Consider the following 12,566-nt stretch of genomic DNA (forward strand, 5'->3'; position numbering starts at 1 on the left):
CCAGGCCGGATTCGGCCGCCGAAGGCTGGTTCGGAGCAGCGGCGCGATGACGGTAGACTATGCCGTGATCCAGCGCGAGACTCCGACTCCCGAGAGACCGCATCGACGCACCGAAGGACCGGTGCGGACATGTGTCGGGTGCCGGAAGCGAGAGTTGGCCGTCGATCTCCTCCGAGTGGTCGCGGTGTGGAACGGGAACGGTGAATGCGCCGTAACCGTTGACCAGACCGGTAACCTCCCGGGTCGGGGTGCTTGGTTGCATCCCATTGAGCGGTGCCTTGAGGCAGCGATTCGGCGGCGAGCCTTCGGCCGAGCGTTGCGCATCACCGGTTCACCGGACACCTCCGTGGTGGTCGAGGACGTCAGAGCCCAAGTGGCACTGGCCGACTCGCCCAGCCCGGCAAGAGAACAGGTAGCGAAGAAGATGAGCACACCGTGAAGTCGCGACGATGACCATGCGTCGTAGCTAAACCCGAGGCGCGGCCTACCACCGCTGTCGCCTCTCTATGTAGGAGATGTAGTGGCAGGTAAGGCCCGCGTACACGAGTTGGCTAAGGAACTCGGTGTTACCAGCAAGGAAGTTCTCGCCCGTCTGAGCGATCAGGGCGAATTCGTTAAATCCGCGTCGTCGACGGTGGAAGCCCCGGTTGCGCGCCGCTTGCGCGAAGCATTCGGCGGCAGCAAGCCCGACAAAGCCCCAGCTAAACCCGCACCGGCCAGTGCCGCCGGAAACGGAGCGCCGAAGCCGGCGCCCGTGTCCGACGGCGCTGTCGCGACCGCGCCCCCGGTGCCTGCGGCTCCCAAGCCCGCGGCCCCCGCCCCGGCGGCACCGCCGCCGGCGCCCCCCGCACCCGCGCCTGCGGCCCCGCCTGTGCCCGCAGCCTCCGTCGAAGCATCGGCGCCGGCCCCTGCCGCGCCGTCGGCGGCCCCAGGTCCCCGTCCCGGACCGGCTGCGCCCAAGCCGGGTATGCCCCGCCCGCCGCGAGTCGGCAACAACCCGTTCTCCTCGGCCCAGCCGGTCGAGCGCCCAGCGCCGCGCCCGCAGAGCCCCGGCCCCGGTGGCCCACGTCCCGGTGCCCCCGGCCCCGGTGGCCCACGTCCCGGTGGCCCACGTCCCGGCGGTGCCACGCCCGGCAACATGCCGCCGCGTCCGCCCGGCGCGCGCCCCGGTGCGCCCGGTCGTCCCGGTGCCCCGCGTCCCGGTGGCGGGCCTCGGCCCGCTGGCGGCCCCGGTGGCGGTGGTCGTCCTGGCGGTCCCGGTGGCGGCGGTGGTAACTACCGACCCGGCGGCCCCGGTGGCGCCGGTGCCGGCGCAGGTGGTGGCGCAGCTGCTGGCGGCTTCAGAGGCCGTCCCGGTGGTGGCGGTCCCGGTGGCGGCGGTGGCCGCCCCGGTCAGCGCGGCGGCGCGGCCGGCGCGTTCGGCCGTCCCGGCGGTGCCCCGCGTCGTGGCCGCAAGTCCAAGCGCGCAAAACGCGCCGAGTACGAGAGCATGCAGGCACCGGTCGTCGGTGGCGTGCGGTTGCCGCACGGCAACGGCGAGACCATCCGGCTGGCCCGGGGCGCTTCGCTGTCCGATTTCGCCGAGAAGATCGACGCCAACCCGGCCGCATTGGTCCAGGCGCTGTTCAACCTCGGCGAGATGGTGACCGCGACCCAGTCTGTCGGTGACGAGACGCTCGAGCTGCTCGGCGGCGAGATGAACTACGTCGTGCAGGTCGTGTCGCCCGAGGACGAGGACCGCGAGCTGCTGCAGTCCTTCGACCTCACCTACGGCGAGGACGAGGGCGGCGAGGAGGACCTCGAGTTCCGTCCGCCGGTCGTCACCGTTATGGGTCACGTCGACCACGGCAAGACCCGACTGCTGGACACGATCCGCAACGCCACGGTCCGCGAGGGCGAGGCCGGTGGCATCACCCAGCACATCGGTGCCTACCAGGTCGCCGTCGAGCATGACGGCATCGAGCGCCTCATCACCTTCATCGACACCCCCGGTCACGAGGCGTTCACCGCCATGCGTGCCCGTGGTGCGAAGGCCACCGATATCGCGATCCTGGTGGTTGCCGCCGACGACGGCGTGATGCCGCAGACGGTGGAGGCCATCAACCACGCACAGGCGGCCGATGTGCCGATCGTGGTGGCGGTCAACAAGATCGACAAGGAGGGCGCCGACCCGGCCAAGATCCGGGCGCAGCTCACCGAATACAACCTGGTGGCCGAGGAATACGGCGGCGAGACCATGTTCGTCGACATCTCGGCCAAGAACGGGACCAACATCCAGGCGCTGGAGGAGGCGGTTCTGTTGACCGCCGACGCCTCGCTGGATCTGCGGGCCAACCCGGATATGGAAGCCCAGGGTGTGGCGATCGAAGCGCATCTGGATCGTGGCCGTGGCCCCGTTGCGACCGTGCTCATCGCGCGCGGCACGCTGCGGGTCGGCGACTCGATCGTCGCCGGCGACGCCTACGGACGTGTGCGCCGCATGGTCGACGAGCACGGCGAGGACATCCACGAGGCGCTGCCCTCGCGGCCTGTCCAGGTCATCGGCTTCACGTCGGTGCCAGGCGCGGGTGACAACCTGCTCGTCGTCGACGAGGACCGCATCGCCCGTCAGATCGCGGACCGCCGCAGTGCGCGCAAGCGCAATGCGCTGGCCGCACGCACCCGCAAGCGCATCAGCCTGGACGATCTGGATGCCGCGCTGAAGGAAACCTCGCAGCTGAACCTGATCCTCAAGGGCGACAACTCCGGCACCGTGGAGGCGCTGGAGGAGGCCCTGCTGGGTATCGAGATCGGCGACGAGGTCGAACTGCGCGTCATCGACCGCGGTGTCGGTGGAGTCACCGAGACCAACGTCAACCTGGCGTCGGCGTCGAATGCCATCATCATCGGCTTCAACGTGCGCTCCGAGGGCAAGGCCACCGAGCTGGCCAACCGCGAGGGCGTGGACATCCGGTACTACTCGGTGATCTACCAGGCCATCGATGAGATCCAGAGCGCGCTCAAGGGCATGCTCAAGCCGGTCTACGAGGAGAAGGAACTCGGCCGTGCCGAGATCCGGGCGATCTTCCGGTCGTCGAAGATCGGCAACATCGCCGGCTGCCTCGTCACCTCGGGTCTCATGCGCCGCAACGCGAAGGCGCGTCTGCTCCGCGACAACGTCGTCGTCGCGGAGACGGTCACGATCTCGTCGCTCAAGCGGGAGAAGGACGACGCCACCGAGGTGCGCGAGGGTTACGAATGCGGTCTGACGCTGACGTACTCCGACATCAAGGAAGGCGATGTCATCGAGACGTACGAGCTCGTTGAAAAAGAACGCGTCTGATGGTTGACGTAGGTAGGGCCCGGAGGCTCTCCAAGCGCATCGCCACCATCGTCGCCTCGGCGATCGAGTTCGAGATCAAGGATCCGCCGCTGGCGTTCGTGACGGTCACCGATACCAAGGTCACCGGTGACCTTCACGACGCGACGGTCTACTACACCGTGCGTGGCAACACCCTCGACGAGGAGCCGGACTATCAGGGTGCGGCCGCGGCGCTGGAACGCGCCAAGGGCACGCTGCGCAGCAAGGTCGGTGCCGGCACCGGCGTACGGTTCACCCCGACCTTGGCCTTCGTTCTGGACAAGCTGCCCGATGTGGCGCGCGACATGGAGGATCTGCTGGCCAAGGCGCGCGCTGCCGACGCCGATGTCGCGCGCATTCGGGCCGGTGCCACTCCAGCGGGCGACGCGCAGCCGTACCGTGTGGTAGGAGAAGAGGGCACACCCTCTACTACGCAGGACGACCAGGACGACCAGGACACCGGTGACCGCGATCGATTCGACGACTGAGATCTCCCGCCTCGGTAGGCGGGTGGATCCGCATGGCGCCGTCGAGGTGCTGCGCGGCGCGGGGTCGGTCAGCGTGATCTGCCACGTCCATCCCGACGCCGACAGCATCGGCGCAGGCCTGGCACTGGCGCTGATCCTCGAGCGCGACGGTATCGACGTTCAGGTGAGTTTCGCGACGCCGTCGAACCTGCCGGAGTCGTTGCACATGCTGCCGGGCGGCCACCTGCTGGTCGCGCCAGGAGATATGCGTCGCGACGCCGATCTGGTGGTCACCGCCGATGCCCCGAGTATCAACCGCCTTGGCGCGCTGGCCGAGCTGACGACGCCCGGCCGCGAGGTCTTGGTCATCGACCACCACAAGTCGAACACCCTGTTCGGTACCGTCAATCTTGTTGACCCCAAGGCGGATTCGACGACGATGGTGGTCGCCGAGTTGCTGGACGCGTGGGAGAAGACGATCGACCGTGATGTCGCCGTCTGCCTGTACGCCGGGTTGACCATCGATACCGGTTCGTTCCGGTGGGCGTCGCCGCGGGCCCTGCGACTGGCGGCACGCTTGGTGGAGCTGGGTGTGGACAACGCCGCGATCAGCCGGGAACTGTTCGACACCCACCCGTTTGTCTGGCTGCCCCTGCTCGCCCGGGTGCTGTCCAGTGCCCAGCTGGTGCCCGAGGCGGCCGGCGGGCAAGGGCTGGTCTATGCGGTGGTGGCCCACGAGGACTGGATGGCGAACCGGTCCGAAGAGGTGGAGAGCATCGTCGACATCGTGCGCACCACCCACGAGGCTGAGGTCGCGGCGGTCTTCAAGGAGATCGAGCCGCAGCACTGGTCGGTGTCGATGCGGGCCAAGAGCTACGACCTGGCCAAGGTCGCCAGCGGTTTCGGCGGCGGCGGACACACGCTGGCCGCCGGGTATTCCGCGGCCGGACCGATCGACGACGTCGTGAAGCAGCTTTCCGCCGCTCTTGACTGACTCGGCGGACGATGGTTCCGTCACCGGTCGCCGGATCGCGGGGCTGGCGTTTCCCGCGCTGGGTGTACTGGCCGCGGAGCCGATCTACCTACTGTTCGATCTTGCGATCGTCGGGCGCCTCGGTGCGCTGAATCTGGCCGGCCTGGCGATCGGCGGGCTGATCCTGTCGGTGGTCAGCGCGCAGCTCACGTTCCTGTCCTACGGCACGACGGCCCGCTCGGCCCGCTTCTATGGCGCGGGCAACCGGGTCGCGGCAGTGGGCGAGGGCGTGCAGGCCACCTGGCTGGCGCTGGCAATGGGTGCGGTGATCGTGACCGCGGTGCAGGTGTTCGCCGTCCCCCTGGTCTCGGTGATCGCGGGCACCAAGTCCAGCGGCGGGGACATCGCCGCGGCCGCCATGCCGTGGGTGCGGATCGCCATCTTCGGGGTGCCTGCGATCCTGATCTCGGCCGCGGGCAACGGCTGGATGCGCGGTGTGCAGGACACCATGCGCCCGCTGCGCTACGTGGTGGTGGGGTTCGGTGTCTCGGCGGTGTTGTGCCCGCTGCTGGTGTACGGCTGGCTGGGCTTGCCCCGACTGGAGCTGGCCGGCTCGGCGATCGCCAACCTGGTGGGCCAGTGGCTGGCCGCCGTCCTGTTCTGTCGCGCGCTGCTGACCGAGAAGGTACCGCTGCGTGTGGACACCTCGGTGTTGCGGGCGCAGGTGGTGATGGGGCGCGATCTGGTGGTGCGCACCCTGGCGTTCCAGGCCTGCTTCGTCTCGGCGGCCGCGGTGGCCGCGCGGTTCGGGGCGGCTGCGGTCGCCGCGCACCAGGTGGTGCTGCAGTTGTGGAATTTCCTTGCCCTGGTGCTGGATTCGCTCGCGATCGCCGCGCAGTCGCTGGTCGGTGCCGCGCTCGGCGCGGGCCGCACCGAGCACGCGAAGTCGGTGGCGTGGCGGGTGACGGTGTTCTCGACGATCGCCGCCGCGGCGCTGGCTTCGGTGTTCGCCGCCGGTGCGTCGGTGCTGCCGTCGTTGTTCACCAACGACGGCTCGGTGCTCGCCGCGATCGGGGTGCCGTGGTGGTTCATGGTTGCGCAGCTGCCGATCGCCGGCATCGTCTTCGCGCTCGACGGTGTGCTGCTGGGCGCCGGTGACGCGGCGTTCATGCGCACTGCGACGCTGGCGAGCGCGCTGATCGGCTTCCTGCCGCTGATCTGGCTATCACTGGCGTTCGGCTGGGGCCTGCTCGGCATCTGGTCGGGTCTGAGCACGTTCATGGTGCTGCGGCTCGTCTTCGTCGGGTGGCGGGCCTTGTCGGGACGCTGGTTGGTGCCAGGAACCGCTTAGGCCCGCGCGAAGGTGGTCTCGGCCAGAATGCGCCGCAGCCAGGTGCGGTAGCGGGGCACGCTCCAGCCGTCGCGGCGGGTAACCCGCAAGAAGGTGTCGATCCCCGAGGCAACCGTGGACGTGAGGACGAGTTCGTCGAACGGGACGTCGTCACGCAGCCATCCGCGGTCGCGGGCGACGACCAGTACCCGCCGGGCCTGCTTGGTGATGCCGGCGAACAGCTCGTCGAGGTAGTGGTTCAGCTCAGGGTCAGATGCCGCTGCCCCGATAAGGGCCTGCGCCAGGCCGGCGCCGCGCTCGTGCAGCTCGATCTGGGTTGCCACCCAATAGTCCAGCGCGTCGTCGCGGTTGTCGATCTCGAGGTAGCGGCGGCCGATGTCCAGGTTCAGCACGTTCTCCTCACCGGAGACCCCGAACATCGCGTACTCCATGGCGGCCACCATCAGGACAGCCTTGGGGCCCTGTGCAGCAACCGTTTCGGTGGATACCCCGGCTGCTGCGGCGATCTTCGCCAGCGTGGTGCGCGGATAGCCGTCGGCGGCGAAGAGGTCAGCCGCTGCGGCGACGATGCGTTGCCGAGTCTGTTCGGCCTGCTGGCGGCGCAGATCGGACCGGTAACTGCGAGTCTGCTGAGAACCCTTGTCGATATTTGGCTTGGGTGCCATAGTATCGAATACTAGACCAACGTAGTCAAAAGCCGGGGGGCGACATGGCATCGATCATCATTGCGAGCGTGCCCGTGCATGGCCATTTCGCTCCGATGCTGGCTGTGGCCGAGAAGTTCGTCGAGCGTGGTGACGACGTCCGGTTCATCACCGGTGCGCGGTTCGCGGAGCAGGTGACAGCCAGGGGTGCCACCCACATCTCGCTGCCGCCCGACGCCGATTACGACGAAGGGCTCATCACGTCGTTCCCCGAACGCGCTCAATTGAAGGGCCTCAAGGCAATCGCCTTCGACGCCGAGAACGTCTTCGCGAAACCATCGAAGTCGCAGTACCACGCACTGCTCGACGCGCACCGAGAGCGCCCCGCCGATGCGGTGCTCTTCGACCCTGCGCTCTGGGGCGCCTGGTACATGGCGGCGCAGCCCCGTGCCGCCCGCCCGGCGATGGTGATGTGTGGTGTCATCCCCTTTGGCATCCAGAGCCGCGACACCGCACCGTTCGGCATGGGCCTGCCACCGGCTCGCTGGCTCAACCGTCCGCGCAACGCTGCGCTCTATGCCCTCACCCGGCGCGTGCTGGCCGGTACGAACCGGACGCTGAACGACATCAACCGCGAGGTGCACGGCACGGAAATGCCCACGGATCTGTTGAATTGGGCCCGGCACTTCGATGCGAATGTTCAGTTCACCGTTGAGGCGTTCGAGTATCCACGTTCCGACGCCCCGCCGCAGCTGCACTTCGCCGGCCCGTTGTCGGCCACCGGTTCAACCGCGCCGCTACCGCCCTGGTGGGACGAAATCGATGGGATGCGGCCGATCGTGCACGTCACTCAGGGCACGGTCGCCAACAACGACTACGAGCAGCTCATCGCCCCCACATTGCGCGCGCTCGCCAACGACGATGTCCTGGTGGTGGTTGCCACCGGCGGACGGCCAGTGGACAGTCTGCCTCCGCTCCCGGCCAACGCCCGTGCTGCCACGTTTCTGCCGTACGACGAATTATTGCCTCGCACAGACGTTTACGTCACCAACGGCGGCTATGGGGGAGTGCACTACGCGCTGCGCCATGGTGTGCCCATCGTGGCCACCGGAGGCAAGGAGGACAAACCCGAGGTCGGCGCGCGCGTTGCCTGGTCGGGTGTCGGGCGCCGGATCAGGTCCGAACGGCCGAAGCCCGCTGCGCTGCGTCGCGCCATCCTCGACGTACTGAATCGACCGGACTACCGGCAGGCAAGCAAGCGCATCGCTGCCGATATGGCTTCGGCCCCGGGCTTTCCGAAGCTGGCCGCAGTTGTGGACGGACTCGTCGGCGCGCCGGCCGGGGAGGCCTAACGGCGGGCGGTGGCCGCCCAGCCGAGGTCGTTGGTGCGCACATCGACGTCGGCAAACCCGGCAGCGGTGAGCCGCGCCGCCAGGCCGGCCGGGTCGACGGGGTTGTAGGTGTCGCCGTCGTGCGCGTTCTCCAGGTCGACGCTGGCGATGCTGTCGCTGGCCACCAGCGTCGCCCCGGGCCGCAGCACCCGGGCAACCTCGGCCAGCAGCCGGTCCTGTAGCTCAGCGGTGGGCACATGGTGCAGCATCGTGAAGCACGCCGCACCCGAGAACCTGCCGTCGGGAAAATCCAGGGCGGTGGCGTCGCCGCGCAGGATCCGTACCGACGGCACTCCAGAGAACCGCTCGGTCAGCATCGCCGCCAACTTCTCGTCGATCTCCACACAGGTCACCTGCGGCAGCGCGGTGCTCAACACGTCGGTGACGGCGCCGTAACCAGGCCCGACCTCCAGGACGTCGTCCCCGAGGTCGTTGCCGTTCAGTACCCACGGCAGGATCTGCTCGCGCATCAGCTGGCGCCATTCGTCGCTGCCGCAGATCTCATGTGCCTCATTCATGCGCCCCAGCGTAGAGAACCCGCGCTTCGGTGGGGCGCCTACCTCCGACTGAATTTTTGCTGAGATAGCTCCGCGCACCCCGATCATGGGTTAATACTGAACGTTGCTGACAGACCGTCCAGCTACGGGGGTGCCATGAGTTCAACAGCATTTGGCTTGCGCGTCGGTTCGGCCGCGTTTGCGCTGAGCCTGGGTCTCGCGGTCACCACAACCCCGGGTGTTGCGGTAGCTGACACACCCGACGGCGGCTCGACGTCACAACCGTCGAAGCCGTCAAGGCCGTCGAAATCGCCAGCTGACTCGTCGCGCCGTGCCGCGCAGGAGCCATCCGGCAGCGGGGTCGGCGCACCCAGGAAGTCCACTCGCACACGATCGGCGTCGCGACCGGCCGCGGTGAGCCCCCCCGATGTGCAGGTGCCCGCGTCCGCTGACTCCAAGCCCGCCGCGTCAACGGTTTCCAGCGGGCCGGTCCGACCCAGTGCAGCGAACGCAACGGTGGAACCGGCTGCCGTGGAACAGGTTTCGTCCGTCGCAGCCGAACCGCTCGCTGCGTCGGTACCGAAGGCGTTGGTGGCGCCTGCCCGGCAGACCGCGACCGTCGCACTGAGTCCGGCCGACCTCGTCAAGGGTTTCTTGTCGCTGTTCGGGCTCAAGGGCCTGCCGCCGTCACCGGTCCAGCTGCTGACCGGCATGCTGGCCCTGATCCGGCGCGAGATCGAGTCGTTCCTGCATCCGTCACCGGCGGTTCCCAAAGTCTCGATCACCGACACCAGCCTGGTCGAGAACACCACGTGGAGCGCCGCGTTCACGGTCACGCTGTCCAAAGCCAGCACCAAAGCCGTGACGGTCACCTACACGACGGCGGACGGTTCGGCGACGGCCGGCCAGGATTACGCGGCCGGTTCGGGCACGGTCACCTTCGCCCCCGGCGTGACCTCGCAGCAGATCAACGTGGCCCTGTTCGGCGACACCACGGTCGAGCCGACCGAGACCTTCACCGTCACGCTGGCCAATCCGTCCGGTGTCACCATCGGCCGGGCCACCGGCACGGCGACCATTACCGACGATGACGCCACCGTCCCGCAACTGCCGACCGTGTCGATCGATAAGGCGGTTAAGGCTGAGGGCAACAGCGGGACGTCGAACATGACGTTCACGGTGACGTTGTCGAAGGCCGCAACCGCCCCGGTCACCGTCAACTACGCGACCGCCAACGGCACCGCGACCGCCGGCCAGGACTACACAGCTGCCACGGGCACGGTGACCTTCGCCGCGGGCCAGACCACCAAGACCATCACCGTCGCCGTGATCGGTGACGCCACGGTCGAGACGGATGAGAATTTCACCGTCACGCTGTCCAATCCGACCGGTGCCACCATCGCAGGAGCCTCAGCGGTCGGCACCATCGCCAATGATGATGTGGCAGTTACCCCGCCGAACGTGTCGATCGGCAATGCGAACAAGGCCGAGGGCAACAGCGGGACGTCGAACATGACGTTCACGGTGACATTGTCGAAGGCCGCGACCGTTCCCATCACCGTCGACTACGCGACGTCGAACGGCACCGCGACCGCCGGCCAGGATTACACGGCTGCGACGGGCACGGTCACCTTCGCCGCGGGGGAGACCACCAAGACCATCGCCGTCGCCGTCGCTGGTGACGCCACGGTCGAGCCGACTGAGACGTTCACCGTCGCCCTGTCGAACGCCACCGGTGCCACCATCGTCACCGCGTCAGCGATCGGCACGATCACCAACGACGACACCGCAACGCCCGGCGGAAAGGCGCAGTGGGGCAAGACTTTCTTCGCGCCGTACGTCGACATGGGCGCCTACCCGGTACCGAACCTGCTGGCACTGTCCAAGACCTACGGCACGTCGCTGGTGACGCTCGGCTTCATGCAGGTCGACGAAAAGGGCAACCTGGCATGGGCGGGATTGTCTGCGCTGGAACCGAATTCGACCAATGAGCAGGCGATAGCGATCAACCAGTCGATCGCCACCTTCAAGGCAGCCGGCGGCGACGTCATGATCTCGTTCGGCGGTGCATCCGGCACGAGCATCGCCCAGTACTACGCCGCCACGGGGCGCAGCGCCCAGGAGCTGGCCGACGCCTACGCCGCCGTCGTCGACACCTACGGTGTCACCCACCTCGATTTCGATATCGAGGGCGCGGCGGCGGCCGAGCCGGCTTCGATCACGCTGACCGCTCAAGCCCTTGCGCTGCTGCAGAAGGCCAAGCCCGAGGTGCAGATCTGGTACACGCTGCCGGTGTTGCCGACCGGGTTGACCGCCGACGGTGTCAACGTCGTGGCTGCCGCGCTCAAGGCCGGGGTCAACCTCGCCGGGGTCAACGTGATGGCGATGGACTACGGCGAATCCGCCGCGCCCACCAGCGGACCGAACGCGAAGACGATGGGCGCCTACGCGATCGAGGCCGCCGAGTCCACCTACGCCCAGGTCTCCACGCTGTACACCGCGTACTCGAAGACCTTCGGCTGGAACCAGATCGGCGTCACCCCGATGCTCGGCGTCAACGACGTCATGACCGAGGTGTTCACCGTCGCCGACGCGCAGGCTCTCGAGGACTTCGCGCGCACCAAGGGCATCGGCATGCTGGCGATGTGGCAGGTCCTCCGCGACAACCCCGGCACGCTCGGGCAGTCCACGACGGGCGCGTCGGGGCTCAGTGACCCCCTCGGCGCCTTCAGCAACGTCTTCAACGACTACGGCACGATCAACGTCGTCGACTACACCAACGCCGGCCCCGGCGGCGGCAGTGGTGGCGTCGGCGGCACGCCGGTCACCGGCGGCACGTCCACGACCATCGGCTGGGCGTGGGGCGCCAACCCGGTGCTGACCTTCGACCCCGCCAAAGACACCCTGGATTTCGTCTGGATGCAGGCAAAGGAGTTCGACGTCTCGGACACGTCCGGCTCGACGGTCATCACCATCGTCGGCAACAACAGCAGTTACACCTTGGCCGGCGTGACGCTGAGTCAGCTGCAGTTGGGCAACATCATCGCCAAGGACGCCGGCACGCTAACCAAGTGGCAGGGCCTCATCGCTGCCGCGAAAGCCGTGTGACGCAGGCTATTTCACCTGAGAGCGGCCGCGCTCGATCACCGATGCGCGGCTGGCGGCGATATCGTCGCCGGAAGTCTGGGCCATCCACGAGCGGGCCGACATGGCCTCGATCCACAGCCCCGAGTCGGTCTGGTCGGAGTCGATGCGGTGGTAGGACGCCAGCAGCGCGCGGACGGCTTTCTGGTTGTTCCCGACGATCGACGTGGCCACCGCCCTGGCGGCCGACAGCAGCTCATCGTGTGCGACGACCTGGGTGACCAAGCCGGCGCGTAGCGCATCGTCGGCGGACAGGTAGTCGCCGGTGAGGCTCATTCGCCGGGCCATGCCGACGCCGACCTTCTGCGGCAGCCGCACGCTCAGGCCCCAGGTCGGCAGCAGCCCGACCCGGGCGTGGGTGTCGGCGAAGCGGGCGTGTTCGGAGGCGATCAGGATGTCGCAGTACAGCGCCAGTTCCAGCCCGCCGGTCACCGCGGCGCCGTTGATCGCCCCGATGACGGGCTTGGTCATCGGCGGCCACTTGGGCGAGATGTCGGGAAGTTCGGTGGTGTCGCCGAGTTCTTTGAGGTCCAGCCCCGCGCAGAACACCGGGTCGGCACCGGTGACGATGATGACGTCGACGTCTTCGTCGGCGTCGGCCTCGCGCAGCGCACCGAAAAATCGGCTGCGCAGCGCGCTCGACAGCGCATTGCGGGCGCCAGGCCGATTCAAGGTGACCGTACGGATCCGGTCGATGGTGTCGATGAGCAGGATGTCGTCGCCGGTCATAGGGACACCGTAACGGCACCGTTCACGGCC

General features: G+C 68.1%; 10 protein-coding genes. 7 read left to right on the forward strand and 3 right to left on the reverse strand.

Annotated features, from left to right (window positions below; all coding sequences use genetic code 11):
- Positions 1-46 precede the first annotated feature (46 nt).
- From SLQ31_RS11155 to SLQ31_RS11175, 5 genes are all read left to right on the forward strand, one after another.
- Positions 47-439 carry a YlxR family protein gene (locus SLQ31_RS11155; RefSeq protein WP_319432259.1) on the forward strand — a complete coding sequence of 131 codons (393 nt, stop codon included), beginning with the start codon at positions 47-49 and terminating at the stop codon, positions 437-439.
- Between the two features lie 81 nt (positions 440-520).
- Positions 521-3,322: a translation initiation factor IF-2 gene (infB, locus tag SLQ31_RS11160; RefSeq protein WP_319432261.1), complete on the forward strand. Its 2,802-nt coding sequence runs from the start codon at positions 521-523 to the stop codon at positions 3,320-3,322.
- Positions 3,322-3,828: a 30S ribosome-binding factor RbfA gene (rbfA, locus tag SLQ31_RS11165; RefSeq protein WP_319432263.1), complete on the forward strand. Its 507-nt coding sequence runs from the start codon at positions 3,322-3,324 to the stop codon at positions 3,826-3,828. Before infB ends, rbfA begins: the two co-directional genes overlap by 1 nt.
- Entirely contained in the window at positions 3,803-4,801 is a 999-nt protein-coding gene (locus SLQ31_RS11170) for a bifunctional oligoribonuclease/PAP phosphatase NrnA (protein ID WP_319432265.1), read from the forward strand. The genes rbfA and SLQ31_RS11170 overlap by 26 nt, the downstream gene beginning before the upstream one ends.
- Complete coding sequence (locus SLQ31_RS11175) at positions 4,794-6,131, forward strand: MATE family efflux transporter (protein ID WP_319432267.1); 1,338 nt, start codon at positions 4,794-4,796, stop codon at positions 6,129-6,131. The genes SLQ31_RS11170 and SLQ31_RS11175 overlap by 8 nt, the downstream gene beginning before the upstream one ends.
- On the opposite strand, the gene SLQ31_RS11180 is transcribed toward SLQ31_RS11175, so the two are convergent.
- Positions 6,128-6,796, reverse strand: a complete 669-nt coding sequence (locus tag SLQ31_RS11180) for a TetR/AcrR family transcriptional regulator (protein ID WP_319432269.1) — start codon at positions 6,794-6,796, stop codon at positions 6,128-6,130. The genes SLQ31_RS11175 and SLQ31_RS11180 overlap by 4 nt on opposite strands.
- 44 nt (positions 6,797-6,840) lie before the next feature.
- On the opposite strand from SLQ31_RS11180, the gene SLQ31_RS11185 reads away from it, so the two are divergent.
- Positions 6,841-8,127: a glycosyltransferase gene (locus SLQ31_RS11185; RefSeq protein WP_319432271.1), complete on the forward strand. Its 1,287-nt coding sequence runs from the start codon at positions 6,841-6,843 to the stop codon at positions 8,125-8,127.
- Here the strand turns inward: SLQ31_RS11185 and SLQ31_RS11190 are convergent.
- The gene (locus SLQ31_RS11190) at positions 8,124-8,684 is read right to left on the reverse strand and encodes a class I SAM-dependent methyltransferase (RefSeq protein ID WP_319432273.1); all 561 of its coding nucleotides are present in this window, start codon (positions 8,682-8,684) and stop codon (positions 8,124-8,126) included. The two genes, SLQ31_RS11185 and SLQ31_RS11190, sit on opposite strands and share 4 nt — an antisense overlap.
- A 510-nt stretch (positions 8,685-9,194) precedes the next feature.
- Here SLQ31_RS11190 and SLQ31_RS11195 point away from each other — a divergent pair.
- Entirely contained in the window at positions 9,195-11,771 is a 2,577-nt protein-coding gene (locus SLQ31_RS11195) for a chitinase (RefSeq protein WP_319432275.1), read from the forward strand.
- Between the two features lie 6 nt (positions 11,772-11,777).
- Here SLQ31_RS11195 and SLQ31_RS11200 read toward each other — a convergent pair whose 3' ends face one another.
- Entirely contained in the window at positions 11,778-12,536 is a 759-nt protein-coding gene (locus SLQ31_RS11200) for an enoyl-CoA hydratase (RefSeq protein WP_319432277.1), read from the reverse strand.
- Positions 12,537-12,566 lie beyond the last annotated feature (30 nt).

The sequence above is a fragment of the Mycobacterium sp. RTGN5 genome, assembly GCF_033804465.1.
Classification (GTDB): domain Bacteria; phylum Actinomycetota; class Actinomycetes; order Mycobacteriales; family Mycobacteriaceae; genus Mycobacterium.

What these genes read in the sequence shown, in the direction of transcription:
- SLQ31_RS11155 (WP_319432259.1), top strand. Translation starts at nt 47, where the DNA reads ATGACGGTAGACTATGCCGTGATCCAGCGCGAGACTCCGACTCCCGAG.
- rbfA (WP_319432263.1), top strand. Translation starts at nt 3,322, where the DNA reads ATGGTTGACGTAGGTAGGGCCCGGAGGCTCTCCAAGCGCATCGCCACC.
- SLQ31_RS11180 (WP_319432269.1), bottom strand. Translation starts at nt 6,796, where the DNA reads ATGGCACCCAAGCCAAATATCGACAAGGGTTCTCAGCAGACTCGCAGT.
- SLQ31_RS11185 (WP_319432271.1), top strand. Translation starts at nt 6,841, where the DNA reads ATGGCATCGATCATCATTGCGAGCGTGCCCGTGCATGGCCATTTCGCT.
- SLQ31_RS11190 (WP_319432273.1), bottom strand. Translation starts at nt 8,684, where the DNA reads ATGAATGAGGCACATGAGATCTGCGGCAGCGACGAATGGCGCCAGCTG.
- SLQ31_RS11200 (WP_319432277.1), bottom strand. Translation starts at nt 12,536, where the DNA reads ATGACCGGCGACGACATCCTGCTCATCGACACCATCGACCGGATCCGT.